At 58.0% G+C, this 18,892-nt stretch carries 17 protein-coding genes and 1 tRNA gene; 4 read left to right on the forward strand and 14 right to left on the reverse strand.

The genetic code is table 11. The annotated features are described in order from the left end of the window. The first annotated feature begins 83 nt into the window (after positions 1–83). Genes ACGK9W_RS13455 through ACGK9W_RS13465 form a run of 3 tightly spaced genes read left to right on the forward strand, consistent with a single transcriptional unit; the run spans position 84 to position 3,014 of the window. Positions 84–1,949 (forward strand): DUF4105 domain-containing protein, encoded by a 1,866-nt coding sequence (locus ACGK9W_RS13455; protein WP_405417146.1) that lies wholly within the window; start codon positions 84–86, stop codon positions 1,947–1,949. Then, a complete protein-coding gene (locus ACGK9W_RS13460) occupies positions 1,919–2,797 on the forward strand; it encodes an alpha/beta hydrolase (protein WP_008171545.1) in 879 nt (292 codons plus the stop codon). The genes ACGK9W_RS13455 and ACGK9W_RS13460 overlap by 31 nt, the downstream gene beginning before the upstream one ends. Continuing rightward, positions 2,784–3,014, forward strand: coding sequence for a hypothetical protein (locus ACGK9W_RS13465; protein WP_008171543.1), 231 nt, complete (start codon positions 2,784–2,786; stop codon positions 3,012–3,014). Before ACGK9W_RS13460 ends, ACGK9W_RS13465 begins: the two co-directional genes overlap by 14 nt. On the opposite strand, the gene pnp is transcribed toward ACGK9W_RS13465, so the two are convergent. The 13 genes from pnp to ftsH all read right to left on the reverse strand — a co-directional run bounded on the left by pnp (position 2,990) and on the right by ftsH (position 17,641). Next, positions 2,990–5,104, reverse strand: coding sequence for a polyribonucleotide nucleotidyltransferase (gene pnp, locus ACGK9W_RS13470; protein WP_227497770.1), 2,115 nt, complete (start codon positions 5,102–5,104; stop codon positions 2,990–2,992). The genes ACGK9W_RS13465 and pnp overlap by 25 nt on opposite strands. Positions 5,105–5,463: 359 nt before the next feature. Then, positions 5,464–5,733 carry a 30S ribosomal protein S15 gene (gene rpsO, locus ACGK9W_RS13475; protein WP_008171539.1) on the reverse strand — a complete coding sequence of 90 codons (270 nt, stop codon included), beginning with the start codon at positions 5,731–5,733 and terminating at the stop codon, positions 5,464–5,466. A 78-nt stretch (positions 5,734–5,811) separates the two neighbouring features. After that, entirely contained in the window at positions 5,812–6,753 is a 942-nt protein-coding gene (gene truB, locus ACGK9W_RS13480; protein WP_014578291.1) for a tRNA pseudouridine(55) synthase TruB, read from the reverse strand. Next, complete coding sequence (rbfA, locus tag ACGK9W_RS13485) at positions 6,750–7,172, reverse strand: 30S ribosome-binding factor RbfA (RefSeq protein ID WP_008171536.1); 423 nt, start codon at positions 7,170–7,172, stop codon at positions 6,750–6,752. Before rbfA ends, truB begins: the two co-directional genes overlap by 4 nt. Positions 7,173–7,197: 25 nt before the next feature. Continuing rightward, positions 7,198–9,747, reverse strand: a complete 2,550-nt coding sequence (gene infB, locus ACGK9W_RS13490; protein WP_092033276.1) for a translation initiation factor IF-2 — start codon at positions 9,745–9,747, stop codon at positions 7,198–7,200. Positions 9,748–9,765: 18 nt separating this feature from the next. After that, a complete protein-coding gene (gene nusA, locus ACGK9W_RS13495; protein ID WP_014578293.1) occupies positions 9,766–11,259 on the reverse strand; it encodes a transcription termination factor NusA in 1,494 nt (497 codons plus the stop codon). Positions 11,260–11,314: 55 nt separating this feature from the next. Next, on the reverse strand, positions 11,315–11,776 hold the full coding sequence (gene rimP, locus ACGK9W_RS13500) for a ribosome maturation factor RimP (protein WP_008171533.1): 462 nt from the start codon (positions 11,774–11,776) through the stop codon (positions 11,315–11,317). A 320-nt stretch (positions 11,777–12,096) separates the two neighbouring features. Then, positions 12,097–12,181 (reverse strand) — tRNA-Leu (locus tag ACGK9W_RS13505). A 7-nt stretch (positions 12,182–12,188) separates the two neighbouring features. Continuing rightward, positions 12,189–12,569, reverse strand: coding sequence for a preprotein translocase subunit SecG (gene secG, locus ACGK9W_RS13510; RefSeq protein WP_405417151.1), 381 nt, complete (start codon positions 12,567–12,569; stop codon positions 12,189–12,191). A gap of 24 nt (positions 12,570–12,593) precedes the next feature. After that, a complete protein-coding gene (tpiA, locus tag ACGK9W_RS13515; protein WP_082813948.1) occupies positions 12,594–13,352 on the reverse strand; it encodes a triose-phosphate isomerase in 759 nt (252 codons plus the stop codon). Positions 13,353–13,427: 75 nt separating this feature from the next. Beyond that, a complete protein-coding gene (glmM, locus tag ACGK9W_RS13520) occupies positions 13,428–14,771 on the reverse strand; it encodes a phosphoglucosamine mutase (protein WP_008171529.1) in 1,344 nt (447 codons plus the stop codon). After that, positions 14,771–15,601, reverse strand: coding sequence for a dihydropteroate synthase (folP, locus tag ACGK9W_RS13525; RefSeq protein WP_008171527.1), 831 nt, complete (start codon positions 15,599–15,601; stop codon positions 14,771–14,773). The genes glmM and folP overlap by 1 nt, the downstream gene beginning before the upstream one ends. 96 nt (positions 15,602–15,697) lie before the next feature. Next, on the reverse strand, positions 15,698–17,641 hold the full coding sequence (ftsH, locus tag ACGK9W_RS13530) for an ATP-dependent zinc metalloprotease FtsH (RefSeq protein ID WP_169702170.1): 1,944 nt from the start codon (positions 17,639–17,641) through the stop codon (positions 15,698–15,700). 387 nt (positions 17,642–18,028) lie between these two features. On the opposite strand from ftsH, the gene yhbY reads away from it, so the two are divergent. Next, positions 18,029–18,340 carry a ribosome assembly RNA-binding protein YhbY gene (gene yhbY, locus ACGK9W_RS13535; protein WP_008171523.1) on the forward strand — a complete coding sequence of 104 codons (312 nt, stop codon included), beginning with the start codon at positions 18,029–18,031 and terminating at the stop codon, positions 18,338–18,340. A gap of 76 nt (positions 18,341–18,416) precedes the next feature. On the opposite strand, the gene greA is transcribed toward yhbY, so the two are convergent. Next, positions 18,417–18,878 carry a transcription elongation factor GreA gene (greA, locus tag ACGK9W_RS13540; protein ID WP_008171522.1) on the reverse strand — a complete coding sequence of 154 codons (462 nt, stop codon included), beginning with the start codon at positions 18,876–18,878 and terminating at the stop codon, positions 18,417–18,419. Positions 18,879–18,892 lie beyond the last annotated feature (14 nt).

Consider the following 18,892-nt stretch of genomic DNA (forward strand, 5'->3'; position numbering starts at 1 on the left):
CTCCTTGAAGGGACTCTCATGCGCCAGGGACGGCGCATCGTTCCATTCTCTACCCTGTTCAACCCCGGATGCAGCACCAACCCATGGGCAACATGCTTCGCATTGGGCCAGCCCTGATCTGGCTTGCAGTCAGCCTGCCGACCCAGGCCAATTCGCCTGAACACGCAACCGAGCTCCATCTCGACCCTGCCTGGCTCACACTCATTCATTATCAACCCGACAGGTTTGGTAGCGGATATACCAGCCAGGCCGATGATCCGGCCTTTTTCCTGAGCGAAAATGGCAAGCACTCCCCCCGGGCAGAGCTCAAAGCCACCCTGGATGCTATCCAGATAGACGGGGAAGGCGACGACCACGCCCTCTGCCGCTTCCCGGCACGGGCGACCTGGCTCAGTCAGCAACTCGATCTGTCGCTACCGGAAATCGAGTGTCCCGGCTTCCAGGAATGGTCGGAAACATTGAACACCGAGACGGTGACCCTGGTGTTTGCCGCCTCTTACCTCAACAGCCCGTCTTCCATGTTCGGCCACACGTTTCTGCGCCTGGACCCACCCCAGGATGACGACGAAACCAACCTGCTGCTGGCCAACACAATCTCCTATGCCGCTGATGCCGCCGCCCACGACAGTGAACTGCTGTTCGCGTACAAGGGCATTTTCGGCGGCTATCCCGGCATCACTACGGTCCAGCCGTACTACGAGAAAATTCGGCTTTACTCCGACATCGAACATCGTGACCTGTGGGAGTACAAACTGAACCTTACCCAGGATGAAGTGGACCTGATGATTGCCCACGCCTGGGAAATACGGGATCGGAATTTTGATTATTACTTCTTCGATGAAAACTGCGCCTATCGCCTGTTGGCGCTGATAGACATTGCCCGCCCGGGCACGGACCTTTTGGGGGAAGTAAGCACTCACGCCATTCCGTCGGACACGGTTCGCTGGGTGGTCGACAAGGATCTGGTCAGCGAAGTCTACTACCGCCCCTCGGCTGCCACGTCGGTGGCCTACAGTCTCTCTAGCCTGCCCGACGATCAACAGACCCTTGCGGCAGCCGTCGCCAACGGATATGTAGCCGCTGATGGTAGCGAAGTGAAGTCACTGCCAGCCGAGCAACGAGCACATGTTCTGGATGCCACCTACGATTATGTTCGATACAAGAGCGAGGCCGACGGTTGGCCCCGTGAAATCACCGCACCACTCTCCCATGACCTGTTGAGAGAGCGCAGCCAGATCAGCGACGTCGCACCGCCCGAGGAACCACCAGAACCGGTAGTTCGGGATGATCAGGGCCACGACACCTTCCGCCTGAGCCTCGGAGCAGGCCAGCAGGCACACAGGGAATTTACCCAGTTGACCCTGCGCCCGGCCTACCACGATGTGCTGGACCCGCCGGCCGGCTACCGTACCGGTGCCCAGCTGCAGTTCCTCCGACTCGACGCGCGCCTGTATACCGACAACGACGAACTTCAACTGGAACAGCTTACCGGCGTGGAAATCCGCTCCCTGAGCCCGCGGAACGCCTTTTTCTCGCCACTGTCCTGGCAGGTAGGTTTTGGTGGCCGCCGCACGGATACTGGCAACGATCGGGTCCTGACGCCCTACCTCGAGGGCGGAGCTGGCGGCAGCTGGCGACTTGGCAACCAGACCCAGGCCTTTGCCATCGCCACCGCCGACCTGGAGATCGACGACGACCTGCGCCGAGGCTACGATGCTGCCCCGGGCGCCGACATCGGCCTGCTCCATCAGAACAACCAGTTCAGCCTGCTCGCCGGTGCCAAAACCAAGGCCTGGATCGTTAGCAGCCAACACCGCCAGGATCAGCTTTACGCCAAAGCCAACTGGCACATCGGCCGCGAGTTCAGTCTGTTTGCCGAGTTCACCCGGGAAGACCACTACGACAGGTATCAAAGCCTATGGCACGCCGGAATCCACGCGTATTTCTGACTGCCACCACGGCCCGGTTAAGCGGGCTTCTGGTTGCGCTTCTGCTGCTATCCGGTTGCAGCAGCGTTTTCTTTTACCCGGATCGGGTGACTTACATCACCCCGGACCGACTGAACCTCGAATACGAAGACATCTACCTCGACACGGCCGACGGCGAAACCCTCCATGGCTGGTGGCTGCCCGCAGAAGCCCCTGAGAACAACGCCAGGGGCACAGTCTATTTCCTGCATGGCAACGCCCAGAACGTCAGCAGCCACATCCTCAACGTAGCGTGGCTGCCCGAGAGAGGCTACAACGTCTTTACCATCGACTACCGGGGCTACGGCAAATCCACCGGTGACCCGGACATCGAAGGCGCGCTGCACGACGTGGAAACCGGCCTGCGCTGGCTGGCCAAAAAACCTGACGTGACCGACCGCCCCCTATACATCCTCGGCCAGAGCCTCGGCGGCGGTCTCGGAATCGCCCTGGCCAGTGAATGGACTCAGAGGGAGGAACAGCCCCGGCTGGACGGTGTAATCCTGGATGGTACCTTCTCCGGCTTTCGCAAGATCGCCCGGGAGAAATTAGGTGGGTTCTGGCTTACCTGGCCGTTGCAGATCCCGCTAAGCTGGACCATACCCGACGACTACGAAGGTGTGGATCATATTCCTAGGATCAGTCCGGTGCAGGTGATGGTAATCCACAGCGTTCGAGACGGGATTATTCCCTTTCATCATGGAGAGGCGCTGTTTGAGGCAGCACAGGAGCCCAAAGAGTTCTTGCAGACGGATACGCCTCACGGGGCGACGTTTGTTATTCCCGGGTACCGGAGAGAGGTGCTTCGCTTCATGAATGCTGGGCGATAGAGTGTGGGCGGCTGTTGGGTTTCCCTTTTCAAAAGTGTTGAGGGCCAAGGACGGCCCGAAACAAGCGCACATGGATGTGCTCGTAGCGTCTTTTGAAAAGGGAAACCCAACAGCCGCTTGCAACCAAGCCAAGCGCAAGAAAAAACCCGCCAATCCAGAGGAAAGGCGGGTTTTTATCAAGCCCGAAAACGATCAGGCAGAGAAATCGGTCGGCTGATCGCCTTCCTTGATTTCCTTCATGGACAGCTTCACGCGACCACGGTTGTCCACATCCAGCACCTTCACCAGAACTTCCTGACCTTCGCTCAGCTCGTCAGTCACGTTCTCGATGCGGCGATCAGAGATCTGGGAAATGTGCACCAGACCATCCTTGCCAGGCAGGATGTTAACGAAGGCACCGAAGTCTACAATGCGCTCTACGCGGCCCTTGTAGATAGCACCCACTTCGATCTCGGCCGTGATTTCCTTGACCCGGTTAACCGCCGCCTGGGCAGCTTCCTGGTTGTCGGCGTAGATCTTCACGTTGCCATCATCATCCAGATCGATGGAGGCGCCGGTCTCGTCACAGATCGCGCGGATAACAGAACCGCCCTTACCGATAACGTCGCGGATTTTCTCCGGATTGATCTTGATGGTGGTGATGCTCGGCGCACGGGCAGACAGCTCGGCACGCGGCTCGGAGATCACCTTGTTCATCTCGCCCAGGATATGCAGACGCGCAGCGTGAGCCTGCTCGAGAGCGATTTCCATGATCTCGTCGGTGATGCCGTTGATCTTGATATCCATCTGCAGGGCGGTCACGCCCTCCTGGGTACCGGCCACCTTGAAGTCCATGTCGCCCAGGTGATCTTCGTCACCCAGGATATCAGTCAGAACCGCGAACTTGTCGCCTTCCTTGACCAGACCCATGGCGATACCGGCAACCGGTGCCTTGATGGGTACACCCGCGTCCATCAGCGCCAGGCTGGAACCACAGACAGAGGCCATGGAGCTGGAACCGTTGGACTCGGTGATCTCGGAAACCGCACGGATCGCGTACGGGAATTCTTCCAGTGTCGGCATAACAGCCAGAACACCACGCTTGGCCAGACGACCGTGACCAACTTCGCGGCGGCCCGGGGTGCCTACACGGCCAGCTTCACCCACGGAGTACGGAGGGAAGTTGTAGTGGAACAGGAACGGGTCCTTGCGCTCGCCTTCCAGAGCATCAATGATCTGCACATCACGGGACGTACCCAGAGTGGTGGTCACGATGGCCTGGGTCTCGCCACGGGTAAACAGGGCGGAACCGTGTACGCTGGGCAGAACACCCACTTCAATTTCGATCGGACGGACAGTCTTGTTGTCACGACCATCGATTCGCGGCTTGCCATCAATGACCTGCTGGCGAACCACACTCTTCTCGATCTTGCCGAAGTACTTTTTGACTTCGTCTTCGGAAGGTTGGCCTTCCTCTTCACCGGCCAGTTTCTCAACGGCAGCGGCTTTTACTTCGCCAAGCCGCTCGTAGCGGGCCATCTTGTCACGGATGCCGTAGGCTTCCTCGATAGCACCGGCAAAGTCGGCCTTGATGGCATTCAGCAGCTCGGTGTTCTCGGCGGCCGGCTGCCAGTCCCAACGGGGCTTGCCGATTTCAGCAGCAAATTCCTTGATGGCGGTAACCGCTGTCTGCATTTCCTGATGACCATAAAGCACGCCGCCCAGCATCTGGTCTTCGGTCAGGCCTTTGGCTTCGGATTCAACCATCAGAACCGCGTCTTCAGTACCGGCAACGACCATATCCAGCAGGGAGGTCTGCAGTTCTTCAAACGTCGGGTTCAGGAAGTAACCGCGCTCGTTGGTGTAACCCACGCGGGACGCACCGATGGGGCCATCGAACGGAATACCGGAGATGGACAGAGCGGCAGACGCCGCCAGCATCGCGGCAATATCCGGGTCCTGGTTCTTGCTGGAGGACATGACCGTGGTGATGACCTGAACTTCGTTCATGAAGCCGTTCGGGAACAGCGGACGAATCGGACGGTCGATCAGGCGTGAGGTCAGCGTTTCCTTTTCGGAAGGACGACCTTCGCGCTTGAAGAAGCCACCGGGGATTTTGCCCACGGCGTAGGTCTTCTCGAAGTAGTTCACGGTCAGCGGGAAGAACGGCTGGCCGGGCTTGGCTTCTTTGGCGCCAACAACGGTGCCGAGAACGGAAATATCATCCACGGTTACCAGTACGGAACCGGTTGCCTGACGGGCAATACGGCCGGTCTCCAGAGTGACGGTTTTGCCGCCAAGCTCAAATGATTTCTTGAAAGGTTTCAGATCCACAAAAAACTCCTGGTCTATCTGTTCCAGATTGATTCGTTCCGGGCGCCCCTGCGCTCGAAACCATAGTTCTGCAGATGATGTGCTGTGGTCTGAAGAGCAACCCGTCTGAAAGCTAACAGGCTGTTGCAAAACCCCGGTCTGGGAGGCGGCGGTTCCGGAGGCCGCCAGGCCCGGGCTTTTCAACAACCTGCTATCAATTTCGGCTTTCCATTACGACAGGGAATCCTTCGAACACACAGACAATCCAACTGCAGTGGGAGAAAAACACAACCAGCAGTCCCCGCGAGGAGGACTGCTGGTTGACGACTGCCGCCGGACGTACCGGCACAGCCCTCAGGTCGTAAAGACCCGGATTAGCGACGCAGACCCAGACGCTGGATGAGCTCCAGGTAACGATCGGCGTTCTTGCGCTTGAGGTAATCCAGCAGCTTACGACGCTGGTTTACCATCCGGATCAGGCCGCGGCGGGAATGGTGATCCTGCTTGTTGGCCTTGAAGTGATCCTGCAGCTTGTTGATGTTCGCGCTCAGCAGTGCCACCTGAACTTCAGGGGAACCGGTATCGCCATCACCTTGCTGAAAATCCTTAACGATCTGTGCTTTCTCGTTGGCAGAAAGTGCCATAACTCACCTCATTGTTTGCGATGCTTTCGAATACGGCCGAACCGCGCATCTCTACAGCCCGGCTAGACAGCGACGCGCCTAACGCTTTCCGCTGCTTTTCACCAGTCGGCGTGGGACCAGATTGGTCTGCTCGCCTTCCGGGAATGCTTCTGCAAGCCCGACGAAGCTTTCGTTAGCGCTCTCATTCGCATAGAGACGCACGAACCCGTCGTAAGCCTGACCCGGTATTCTAACCGGTTGTCCGTTCAAGATCGATACCAGCGCCTGCCCCGCCAGACGGTGCTCGGGGAACATGGACAGCGCGGCATCCGGTGCCACGAGGAGACCATCAAGGCTTTCACCCCGCTCACGCATCGCCTCCAGATCACTCACGGCATGGGCATCGGCCAGAGTGAACCCGGAAGCCATGGTACGGCGCAGCGCCGTCACATGGGCTCCGCAGCCCAGGGCTTCACCGATATCCTCAACCAGTGAGCGAATGTACGTACCCTTGGTGCAGCTGACCGCGATATCCAGTTCATTCTCGCGAATATCCAGGAGCGTCAGTTCGTAAATGGTCACCGGTCTTGCCGGACGTTCCACCTCGATACCTTCGCGAGCATATTCGTAGAGCGGACGCCCTTTGTGCTTGAGCGCCGAGTACATGGAGGGAACCTGTTGGATATCACCCCGGAAACCGTCAAGTAACGGCTCCAACACCTCCGCGGTGAGACCGGCCGGTACCGGTTTCTCGGCAACGACGGCGCCCTCACTGTCACCGGTTTCGGTTCGGACTCCGAGCCGGGCGGTGGCAATGTAGGCCTTGTCGCTGTCGAGCATCATCTGGGAGAACTTGGTGGCCTCACCGAAGCACAGCGGCAGCACGCCCGTGGCCAGGGGATCAAGAGCACCGGTGTGGCCCGCCTTGGCGGCCCCGAACAGGCGCTTCACCTGCTGCAGGATGCCGTTGGAGGTAACACCTGCCGGCTTGTCGATAACGAGGATACCGTTAACGTCACGGCCTTTGCGTCTGCGGCTCAAGCGTTACGCTCCGGGTCATCCTGATCATCGTCGGTGCGGTCAACGGCCGGCTTGTCGCCGACCGCTTCCCGAATGAGGCTATCCATCTTGCGGCTGTATCCCTGCAGCGTATCGAAGTGGAAACGCAGCTGTGGCACAACCCGCAGCTTCATTGCGCGACCTACCTGGCCCCGCAGAAAGCCCGAGGCTTTGTTGAGCACCGCAATCGATTCCCGGACCTCCGGAGACTCTTCCGTCAGTTCTTCGGTGGAAAGCAGGGAAACATAGATATCGGCGTAGCCAAGATCACGACTGACCTTGACTGCGTTGACCGTGACCATACCCACCCGCGGGTCTTTGACTTCCCGCTGGATGAGCTGGGCCAGTTCCCGTTGCATCTGATCGCCGATGCGATCAATACGACTGAACTCTCTTGGCATCAGGCTTCCTTCAAAATCGGGCGCATCACGCGCCGGTGGACTCAAGCTTGCGCTCGACCCGGACGCGATCGAAGACCTCGATCTGGTCGCCGACTTTCACGTCGTAACCCTTAACGCCAATACCGCATTCCATGCCGTTACGGACTTCAGGTACGTCGTCCTTGAAGCGACGCAGGGATTCCAGCTCGCCTTCAAAGATAACCACGTTGTCCCGCAGAACCCGGATCGGCTTGTTACGGTAAACCGTGCCTTCAGTAACCATGCAACCGGCCACCTGACCAAACTTCGGCGAACGGAACACATCACGCACGTCGGCGATGCCAACAATATCTTCGCGGAATTCCGGTGCCAGCATGCCAGTCAGGGCTGCTTTCACATCATCAATCAGGTTATAGATGATGCTGTAGTAGCGCAGGTCCAGACCTTCCTGCTCAACCAGGCGCTTGGACGCTGTGTCGGCACGGACGTTGAAACCGAAGATTACCGCATTGGTTGCCATGGCCAGACTGACGTCGGTCTCGGCAATACCGCCAACACCGGACGACACGATCTTGACCTGAACCTCATCGTTACCCAAGTCCTGCAAGGCCTTGGTGATGGCTTCCAGCGAACCCCGAACGTCGGTCTTGAGCACAACATTGAGGGTTTTGACCTCGTCCTTGCCCATGTTCTCGAACAGGTTCTCAAGCTTGGCGGCCTGCTGACGCTGGAGACGCTGCTCCCGCTCACGGCTCTGACGGAACTCGGCCAGCTCTTTGGCCTTCTTCTCGTCGGCAACGGCGAAGAACTCGTCACCGGCATCCGGTGTACCGTTCAGACCGAGGATCTCGACCGGAATAGACGGGCCTGCTTCCTTGACCTGCTTGCCGGCTTCATCGGTCATCGCCCGGACCTTACCGAAGTAGGAACCGGCTACAACCATGTCGCCCTGACGCAGGGTACCGTTCTGTACCAGGACAGTCGCAACGGAACCGCGGCCACGCTCAAGGCTGGATTCGACGACCACGCCTTTGGCAGGCGCATCGGTTGCCGCCTCAAGCTCGAGCACTTCTGCCTGAAGCAGCAGCGCTTCCAGCAGATCTTCAATGCCCTCACCGGTGTGTGCTGAAACAGGCACGAACTGAACGTCACCGCCCCAGTCTTCCGGAATGACTTCCATGCCCGCCAACTCGGTCTTGACGCGATCGGGATCGGCCTCTTCCTTGTCCATCTTGTTGATGGCAACAACGATCGGCACCCCGGCGGAGCGCGCGTGCTGGACGGCTTCCTTGGTCTGTGGCATCACGCCGTCATCGGCGGCAACAACCAGGACAACGATATCCGTGCACTGGGCACCGCGGGCACGCATGGCGGTAAAGGCCGCGTGGCCCGGGGTATCCAGGAAGGACACCATGCCGTGATCCGTTTCTACGTGATAAGCACCAATGTGCTGGGTAATACCACCAGACTCACCGGAGGCCACCTTGGTACGGCGGATGTAGTCCAGCAGGGAGGTCTTACCGTGGTCAACATGACCCATCACGCTCACAACCGGAGCCCGCTTGGTCTTTTCGCCGCCCTCGAAGGAGAATTCGCTCAGAACCTCTTCCTCGAACGCATCGTCGCTGACGGTCTTGGCTTTATGACCCAATTCCTCGGTCACCAGAACGGCAGTTTCCTGGTCCAGTGCCTGGTTGATGGTGGCCATGACGCCCATGCCCATCAGGGTCTTGATAACATCAGCCGATTTGACTGCCATACGCTGGGCAAGGTCACCGACAGATATCGTTTCCGGAATCTCTACTTCTCTGACCATTGGTTTGGTCGGCCTCTCGAAAGCATGACGCTTCTCTTTGGGTTTCTTTTTCGCACGCAGCGGCTTGCGCAGCGTGGTCTCTTCCTCATCCTCGGAGATAACCAGCGGCTCTTCCACCGGACGACTGCGAGGACCACGATGGCCTGCCTGCTTCTTCTTCGGCTTGCCCTCTTCGATCTCGTCGCCGCGCTCGCGAACTTTTTCTTTCTTTTTCTTCGGCTTGCGGTCCTTGCCATCGCCCTCGGGCGGAGGCATCGGCATATCTTCCGGAGCGGGAACCGGCTCGGGCTCAGGCTCCGGCTCTTTCTTCGGCTCGGCCTTCTCTGCCTGCTCCGGCTGCTCTGCAGTCGCTGCCTCTGCGGGCTTCTCTGCTTCCGGCTGCTGGGCCTGCTCGGCCGCTACCTTTGGCGCCTCTTCCACCGGTGCCTGCTCCGGCTGCTGCTCAGCTACCGGCTCTTCCGGTTTCGGCGCTTCAGCCTCAGGCTGCAATTCCGCCCGTTTGATGTAAGTACGGCGCTTGCGAACCTCAACATTGACGGTCTTTGCCTTGCCGGCCTTGAGCGTCGTAGTGGTCTTGCGCTTCAGGGTAATCTTGCGCGGTTCGGCGTCGGCCTCACCGTGGGTCTTTCTCAAATAGGCCAGCAACTGCTGCTTCTCATCGCTGGAGACAGAATCATTCTCGGAGCGGGCTTTCAGGCCAGCCTCCACAATCTGCTTCAGCAAACGATCCACGGGAGCGCCTACATCTTCGGCCAGTTGTTTTACCGTTACTTCAGCCATACTGGTCCTCCTCCCGAATTAAGCCTGGTCTTCAAACCAGGGGGCACGTGCAGTCATGATAAGCTGACCGGCACGCTCTTCATCCATACCTTCAATCTCGAGCAGGTCGCCAACCGACTGCTCTGCCAGATCTTCCATGGTGCGCACACCCATGCCGGCCAGCTTGAAGGCCAGGCTACGGTCCATGCCATCCATTCCCAGAAGATCCTCTGCCGGCTCAGCGCCTTCGAGCGCTTCCTCGCTTGCCAGGGCCTGGTTCAGCAGGACATCCTTGGCGCGACGGCGCAGCTCGGTGACGGTTTCCTCGTCAAAACCTTCGATCGCCAGCATCTCTTCCATTGGCACATAGGCCACCTCTTCAATGGAGGTAAACCCTTCCTCGATCAGTACACCGGCAAATTCTTCATCAACGTCCAGATTGCCAGTGAAATGCTCGACAAGCCGGCTGTATTCCTGCTCCTGACGCTCACCGGCTTCTTCCTCGGTCATCACGTTCAGGGTCCAGCCTGTCAGATCGGTGGCCAGGCGAACGTTCTGACCGTTACGGCCGATTGCCTGGGCCAGGTTGTCTTCCGCCACAGCCACTTCCATGGTGTGCCGGTCTTCATCCATAACGATGGACGCCACTTCTGCAGGCGCCATGGCATTGATCACCAGCTGGGCCGGGTTGTCGTCCCACAACACGATATCAACGCGCTCACCGCCCAGCTCATTGGACACGGCCTGAACCCGGGAGCCACGCATACCAACACAGGCGCCAACGGGATCAATACGGCGATCGTTGGTCTTCACCGCAATCTTGGCCCGGGAACCGGGATCACGAGCAGCACCGCGGATCTCGATCAGATCTTCAGCAATCTCCGGCACTTCGATGCGGAACAGCTCGATCAGCATCTGCGGAGAGGTGCGACTGAGAATCAACTGGGGACCGCGGTGATCCGTACGGATCTCCAGCAGCAGCGAACGCACCCTGTCACCCATCCGGAACGTCTCGCGGGGGATCAGGAATTCGCGGGGCAGCAGCGCCTCGGCATTGGCGCCCAGATCGACAATCACGTTGTCGCGAGTAACCTTCTTGACGGTACCCGACACCAGCTCACCAACGCGGTCGCGGTAGCTGTCCACAATCTTGGTGCGTTCAGCTTCACGAACCTTCTGGAAGATAATCTGCTTGGCAGCCTGGGCGCCAATGCGGCCAAAGGCTTCGGATTCGATTTTCTCCTCGTGGATATCGCCAGGCTTCAGGGCCGGGTCGATTTCCTCGGCTTCCTGCAGGGTGAGCTCAGTGCCCAGCGCAGGAACGGCATCGTTATCCACCACCAGCCAGCGGCGGAAGGTTTCGTATTCGCCGGTTTTCCGGTCGATTGATACGCGGATATCCGCCTCTTCGTCTTCAAAGCGTTTTTTGGCAGCGGTGGCCAGTGCCAGCTCGATCGCTTCAAAAATCACATCCTTCTCGACACCTTTCTCGTTCGAGACGGATTCAACCACCAGCAAGATCTCTTTACTCATTGGATTGCCCTGCCCTTAAAATCAACTGTGCGTCCACGGACTTTATTCAAATCGTTCACTCAAATACCGGCACGATGTGGGCTTTTTCAATGCTGTCGAATGGCAGCAGATACTCGTGATCATCAACGACCACAACCACATCATCACCTTCCACGCCTTTGATCAGCCCCTGAAACTTCCGGCGACCTTCAAATGCCATCCGGAGACGAATCTGAACCTGATGACCAACAAAGGCCTCGTATTGCTCTAGACGAAACAGCGGGCGATCCATCCCCGGGGATGAGACCTCCAGTGTGTATTCGGTCTGGATGGGATCTTCCACATCCATCACACCGCTGATCTGGCGACTGACTTTCTCACAGTCGTCGACTCCGATGCCGTTTTCGGCATCGTCAATAAACACCCGTAACAGGGAATGATGGCCCTGCGAGCGGAATTCAATGCCCCAGAACTCATACCCCAGACCTTCCACCACGGGCTGAAGAATGTCTTCCAGTTGCTTAAGCTTGGCTGACAAGTTGTGCCTTCTCCGTTATCAATTTACCGGCCCCAAAAACAAAAAAAGGGCTGTTTTATCAGCCCTTTTTATGCACCAGGGCCCTTTGCGCCAGGCCCCTTAATCAAAAAGCCCCTGACAATGGGGCCTTTTGTTGCAAGAACTCGCAGGAAGCAAACCGGTGTACCGCTTCCTGCTGACAGACACCTGGCCTGCCAGAAACCCGCCAGCACCAAGCGGCAGGTCCCAATATCCGCCGGAGTATAGAGACGCCGGACAGACTGGTCAAGGACTGACCAAAAAAAACGGCCTGGAAACTCCAAGCCGTTTTTCTTCTAATATGGTGCCCGGGGCCGGACTCGAACCGGCACGGCTTTCGCCACTACCCCCTCAAGATAGCGTGTCTACCAGTTTCACCACCCGGGCAACATTCTTACTCGAGTTCAGGGAGATCAGACTCCCCACCCTCGGCTTGGCTGGCTGCGGCTTCGCCATTGTCAGCAGCGGTATCAGCAGGGGCTGCGCTGCTGGATTCCTGAACAACAGGAATACCGGCTTCGCCTGCCACTTCGGCACGCTGCTTGGCAAAAATCGCCAGCGAGAAACTTGTTACAAAAAACACCACTGCGAGCAGAGTCGTGAAGCGGGTGAGAAAGCTACCGCTACCCTGACTACCAAACACAGTCTGCGATGCACCACCACCAAAGGCAGCGCCGGCATCTGCGCCTTTGCCCTGCTGGATCAGCACCAGACCCACCAGCGCCACCGCGATCACCACGTGCACAACGACTACCAGCGTTTCTACCCAATCCATAACGACTCTCGCGAACCTTTAAATTCAGGTACCCGCCGGAACACTCCGGCAAATACTTACAAAATCTTCTGCTTTGAGCGACGCTCCGCCGATCAAACCGCCGTCAATATCCGGCTCGGCAAAAAGAGCGGCTGCATTATCCGCTTTTACACTGCCCCCGTAAAGGAGGGAAATCTCATTGGCCGGCGCGCCCATCTCTGAAAGCACCTGCCGAATCGACGCATGCATTGCCTGCGCGTCCTGTGCCGTAGCGGTTTTACCTGTTCCGATCGCCCAGACAGGCTCATAGGCAACCACTACACGCTGCCACTGCTCGCTTGCGACCGTCGCAAGGCCGGCCTTTACCTGGGCGGCAACAACGGTCTCGGCCTTACCAGCCTCACGCTCTTCCAGGGTTTCACCAACACAAACCATGGCCTGGAGCCCGGAAGCGAGAATGCGACCGACTTTTTCGGCCACTGCAGCGTCTGTCTCAGCGAAGAGCTGGCGACGTTCGGAATGACCGACCAAGGCGTATTGACAGCCCTGATCCAACGCCATGTCCGCGGAAATCTCACCGGTGTAGGCTCCTGACGCCCATTGCGCCACGTTCTGAACACCGACCGACAGTATATCGCCTGCGCTGGCAACTACGTCCGGGACGTAAATAGCGGGAGGAATAATAACAACCTCAACGCCATTATCAAGAGAGGCCGCCTGGGATCGCACATCGCTTACCAGCGTTTGTGCCAGGTCTTTTGACCCGTTCATTTTCCAGTTTCCGGCTACAATCTTCCGACGCATAACAGTTCCCGAACGTTAGGGAGGGCGAACTATACAGCACTCCCTCCCGGCAGACAACCGCCTGAAAACACAAAATTAAGCGGTGGATTTCTCCACAACTTTTGCCAGTTCCTCGACTACCCGAAGAATCTCGCTGGCGTCCTGCCCCTCCGCCATCACACGGATCAGCGGCTCTGTGCCAGAAGCCCTCAACAGAATCCTGCCGGAACTGCCCAGCTCGGTTTCGGCCTTGCGCACCGCAGCTACGATATCATCACGACTGAACGGATCGAAACGCTGCGCCACCCGAACGTTGATCATTTTCTGGGGGAGCTTGCTCATCCCCTTCCGCAGATCCGCAAGGGTTTTCCCGGACTTCCACACTGAAAGAAGGACCTGCAGCGCCGAAACAATACCATCACCGGTACTGGTGCAGTCGCGGATAACCATGTGGCCAGAGCCTTCGCCACCGAGCACCCAGTTGTTGGCGAGCAGCCGCTCCATCACGTAACGGTCGCCGACTTTTGCACGCTCGAACTCGATTCCGATTTCATTCAAAGCAAGCTCGACACCCAGATTGGTCATCAGCGTACCGACCACACCGCCTTTCAGGCGATCCTCGGCAAAGCGTTGGGACGCGATGACGTAGAGCAGCTCATCGCCGTCGACCTCGGATCCGTCCCGATCCACCATCAGAACCCGATCGCCATCCCCATCGAATGCGATCCCCAGATCAGCGTTTTTTTCGATCACTGCTGCCTTGAGCGCCTGCAGATGAGTGGAGCCAACGTTAAGGTTGATATTGAGCCCATCGGGATCGCCACCGATAACCGAAACCTTGGCCCCAAGCTCCCGAAATACCTTGGGGGCCACGTGATAGGTGGCGCCATGGGCACAGTCCAATACGATATTCATGCCGTCGAGCGTAAACTCATTGGGCACAGTGCTCTTGCAGAATTCCACATACCGGCCCGGCGCGTCGTCAACGCGGGAGGCCTTGCCCAGCTCAGTCGGGCCACAAACCTCAATGGGCTTGTCCAGCCAGCGCTCGATCTCGGCTTCAAGAGCATCGTCCAGCTTGGTGCCGGCCGCTGAGAAGAACTTGATGCCGTTGTCGTGGTGGGGATTGTGGGAGGCGCTGATCACAATGCCGGCCGAAGCGCGGAAAGTGCGAGTCAGGTAAGCGATTGCCGGCGTTGGCATCGGACCAAGCAGCTTTACATCCACACCCGCCGCCGCAAGGCCAGCCTCAAGGGCCGACTCAAACATGTAACCGGACAGGCGAGTATCCTTGCCGATCAGTACGCTGTTGCGCTGACCATCGCGCTTGAAGGCCTGGCCCGCAGCCCAGCCAAGTTTCAGCATGAATTCCGGCGTTATCGGAAACTCACCCACGTGCCCGCGAATACCGTCCGTACCAAAGTACTTTCTCTCGGACATTAACCTGCCTCCTTCACTGCCGCCACCACACGGATAGCGTCCACTGTTTCCCTGACATCGTGCACACGAATAATACTGGCACCCTTCATGGCCGCTATTGTCGCGGCCGCAAGGCTCGCAGGCAACCTTTCATTCACCTCACGGCCAGTGATATGGCCCAACATGGACTTCCTGGAAACGCCAACCAGCAGGGGATGCCCGAGGATGTGCATCTGCTCAAGGGAGGCCAGCAACTGCAGGTTGTGCTCAAGGCTTTTCCCAAAACCGAAGCCGGGATCCAGCAGGATGTTTTCAGGGCGAATTCCGGCCTGCTCCGCAACGCGGATGCGCTCGGTCAGAAAAGCACTGACTTCCCGACGCACATTCCGGTACTCGGGACGATCCTGCATGGTATCCGGCTCCCCCTGGATGTGCATGATGCAAACCGGTATGCCCGCTTTTGCAGCCACTTCCGGAGCACCGTCACGCTGCAGGGCCCGCACATCATTGATCAGGCCGGCCCCGAGTTTTGCCGTTTCAGCCATCACTTCCGGCGCACTGGTGTCTACCGAGATAACCGCGTCGAGCTCCCGGGCTGCTGCCTCAACCACCGGGCAGACCCGGTCCAGCTCTTCCTGCAACGACACGGGCGTGGCACCCGGGCGCGTGGATTCGCCACCGATGTCGATAAACGTGGCGCCATCGGCAACCATCTGCCTGGCCCGGACGAGAGCCGCATCCGGCCGGTTATATTGGCCACCATCGGAAAACGAATCCGGTGTTACATTCAGAACGCCCATCACGTGGCAGCGGGACATATCCAGTTCCCGCCCGGCAAAATTCATTTTCATGGCAAACCTTTTTTCACAATGACAAAAACAAACGCCGCCCGGAATCCGGGCGGCGCAGGGAACTACACTCTTTTTATAACCAAAAGCTGCTAGCCGTCAGTGTTCTCCGGCCGGCCGGCCAACGCCGGGATGACGACCGTCATCGGAAGCCTTTGGCTCCGGCGCCGTCTCAGGCTCGTCGGCCTTGACGCCACCAGCGGGACCACTGTCTCCCCAACCTTTCGGCGGGCGAGGTGTGCGGCCTTCCATGATGTCATCAATCTGGTGACGATCGATGGTTTCGTACTTCATCAACGCGTCGGCCATCATGTCGAGCTTGTCCCGGTTATCGACCAGAATCTGCTTGGCTTTTTCGTAGCAGCTGTCGATGATGTTGCGAACTTCCTCATCAATGCGCTGGGCCGTTTCCGGTGAGTACACCGTCTGGGACTGACCCGCAGACCGGCCGAGGAACGGCTCTTCGCTGTCGGTATCATACTGCAACGGACCCAGCTTCTCGGACAGACCCCAACGGGTCACCATGTTGCGGGCCAGACTGGTCGCCCGCTCGATGTCATTCGACGCACCGGTCGTCACACCATCAAAGCCCAGCGTCAGTTCTTCCGCGATGCGGCCACCGAACAGACTGCAGATCGAGCTGATCAGGAAGCGCTTGCTATGGCTGTACTTGTCTTCCTCGGGGAGGAACATGGTGACACCCAGAGCGCGGCCGCGCGGAATGATGCTCACCTTGTACACCGGATCGTGCTCCGGCATCAGACGACCCACAATAGCGTGGCCAGACTCGTGGTAAGCCGTATTCCGCTTTTCTTTCTCGCTCATCACCATGGACTTGCGCTCGGCGCCCATCATGATCTTGTCTTTGGCAAGCTCGAACTCTTCCATGGACACGAGACGCTGGTTGCGACGGGCCGCGAAGAGCGCCGCCTCGTTGACCAGGTTTGCGAGGTCCGCACCGGAGAATCCGGGCGTGCCACGAGCGATCAGAACCGGCTCTACGCCATCCGCCAGGGGCACTTTTTTCATGTGCACCTTGAGGATCTGCTCACGACCAATGATGTCTGGCAGGCCAACAACAACCTGACGGTCGAAACGGCCCGGGCGCAACAGTGCCGGGTCGAGAACGTCGGGACGGTTAGTAGCGGCAATTACGATAACGCCTTCATTACCCTCAAAACCGTCCATCTCAACGAGCAGCTGGTTGAGCGTCTGTTCACGCTCGTCATGACCGCCACCCATGCCGGCGCCACGGTGGCGACCAACAGCATCGATCTCGTCGATGAAGATAATGCAGGGGCTTTGCTTCTTGGCCTGTTCGAACATGTCACGAACCCGGGAAGCACCCACGCCCACGAACATTTCGACAAAGTCAGAACCGGAGATGGAGAAGAAGGGCACCTTGGCTTCGCCGGCAATAGCCTTGGCGAGCAGGGTTTTACCCGTACCCGGCTGACCAACCATCAGGACACCTTTGGGGATGCTGCCGCCAAGACGCTGGAATTTGCTGGGATCTCGCAGGAAATCCACCAGTTCCTTAACATCTTCCTTGGCTTCATCAACACCGGCCACGTCCGCGAAGGTGGTCTTGATCTGGTCTTCGCTCATCAGACGCGCTTTACTCTTGCCGAACGACATGGGGCCTTTGCCGCCACCGCCGCCCTGCATCTGGCGCATGAAGAACACAAACAGTGCGATGATGATCAGTATCGGAAACGCGGCTACCAGAAGCTGTGTCCACAGGCTCTGGCGCTCAGGCTCCTTACCGATAACCTCAACGTTGTTCGCGAGCAGATCGTCCATCAGCTTGTTGTCAGACACTTGAGGACGGATTGTCTGGAACTGGGAGCCGTCACCACGGGTACCCTGAACCTGCAACCCATCGATTGTGACCTGACGGACCTGGCCTTCCTGGACCATCTCCACAAACTGGGAATAGTTGACTTGTTGGCCGGTGGTGGTGGGAGAAAAGTTCTGAAACACCATCAGCAGCACGGCGGCTATAATTAGCCAGAGAACCAGATTTTTTGCCATATCGTTCAAGGATCATCACCTGTGAATTGTAGGGTTAACCTTTCTCAAAGCACCCTTTTCTGACACCTTACACCAATTGTACGCCCGTCCACCAGAAACGGCCCATCCGTATCGGCCACACGCAGCACACAGTTTTTTAATGAAAAGTCGCCTTAACCTTCATATTGGGCGCCATATCTGAAATTACAACAGCAACCTTCAATACGCCCCCAATTCCGCGAACCTTTTGACCCTTGCCACCCGGGTTGGTTCCTTCTGCTTGCTGCCCCCCACGTCGATACGTGTTAACGGCCATTCTTACAGCGGAACGATCTGTTACAATTCGTCGATTATACGTTCAAGTCAGCCTTTCCGCCGCTGACCTTTTGTTAATTGCACCAATAAAGAGATTACATCATGAGTCTTTCACCGGAACAGCGCCGGGAATACCGGGCGATTGCCCACAACCTCAAGCCCGTCATCATTGTTGGCGACAAAGGCCTTTCCGAGGGACTGCAGGAAGAACTCGAGCGCGCACTGAATGATCATGAGCTGATCAAGATCAAGGTGGCGAGCCAAGACCGGGAAACCCGGCACGAGGCGATCACCGCGCTGTGCGAATCCTCTGGCGCCGAGCTCGTCCAGACCATCGGCAAGATCGCCGTCATACTGCGCCGGGCCAAAAAGCCGAACCCCAAGCTCTCCAACCTGTTGCGCCACAAACACTGATCCGCCCGGAACCCAGAAACAGAAAAGCCGGCTCGGGAAAACCCCAGCCGGCTTTTTTCGTTCAGCACAGACGAGATCAGATGTACTCGACCTGCTCAATCTCGTATTCCACGGTACCGGAAGGCACGCGAATGGCGACCACATCGCCCTCGCTCTTGCCTACCAGCGCCCGCGCAATCGGTGAGGAAATCGACAGCTTGCCTGCCTTGATATCCGCCTCATCCTCACCAACGATCTTGTAGATCACCTGTTCGTCCGTATCCATGTTAAGCAGGTGTACCGTGGTGCCGAAGATCACCTTGCCGGTATTCTCGATGGTGGTCACATCGATTACCTGAGCGGCTGAAAGCTTGCCCTCGATTTCCTGGATACGGCCTTCAATAAAGCTCTGCTGCTCGCGGGCAGCATGATATTCAGCGTTCTCTTTCAGGTCGCCGTGCTCCCGGGCATCGGCAATCGCCGCAATAACCCGGGGACGATCCTCGGACTTCAGCTTCTGAAGCTCCTCGCGGAGGCGGGTCTCGCCCGCCTTTGTCATCGGTACTCTGTCAG

The organism is Marinobacter flavimaris (assembly GCF_045057155.1).
GTDB lineage: Bacteria > Pseudomonadota > Gammaproteobacteria > Pseudomonadales > Oleiphilaceae > Marinobacter > Marinobacter manganoxydans.

Bases quoted from the DNA above. Each gene is read 5' to 3' on its own strand.
- ACGK9W_RS13465 (WP_008171543.1), top strand. From the start codon at position 2,784: ATGCTGGGCGATAGAGTGTGGGCGGCTGTTGGGTTTCCCTTTTCAAAA.
- tpiA (WP_082813948.1), bottom strand. From the start codon at position 13,352: ATGCGTCGGAAGATTGTAGCCGGAAACTGGAAAATGAACGGGTCAAAA.
- greA (WP_008171522.1), bottom strand. From the start codon at position 18,878: ATGACAAAGGCGGGCGAGACCCGCCTCCGCGAGGAGCTTCAGAAGCTG.
- glmM (WP_008171529.1), bottom strand. From the start codon at position 14,771: ATGTCCGAGAGAAAGTACTTTGGTACGGACGGTATTCGCGGGCACGTG.
- nusA (WP_014578293.1), bottom strand. From the start codon at position 11,259: ATGAGTAAAGAGATCTTGCTGGTGGTTGAATCCGTCTCGAACGAGAAA.
- secG (WP_405417151.1), bottom strand. From the start codon at position 12,569: ATGGATTGGGTAGAAACGCTGGTAGTCGTTGTGCACGTGGTGATCGCG.
- rbfA (WP_008171536.1), bottom strand. From the start codon at position 7,172: ATGCCAAGAGAGTTCAGTCGTATTGATCGCATCGGCGATCAGATGCAA.
- infB (WP_092033276.1), bottom strand. From the start codon at position 9,747: ATGGCTGAAGTAACGGTAAAACAACTGGCCGAAGATGTAGGCGCTCCC.
- ACGK9W_RS13460 (WP_008171545.1), top strand. From the start codon at position 1,919: ATGGCACGCCGGAATCCACGCGTATTTCTGACTGCCACCACGGCCCGG.
- yhbY (WP_008171523.1), top strand. From the start codon at position 18,029: ATGAGTCTTTCACCGGAACAGCGCCGGGAATACCGGGCGATTGCCCAC.
- rpsO (WP_008171539.1), bottom strand. From the start codon at position 5,733: ATGGCACTTTCTGCCAACGAGAAAGCACAGATCGTTAAGGATTTTCAG.
- ACGK9W_RS13455 (WP_405417146.1), top strand. From the start codon at position 84: ATGGGCAACATGCTTCGCATTGGGCCAGCCCTGATCTGGCTTGCAGTC.
- folP (WP_008171527.1), bottom strand. From the start codon at position 15,601: ATGAAAATGAATTTTGCCGGGCGGGAACTGGATATGTCCCGCTGCCAC.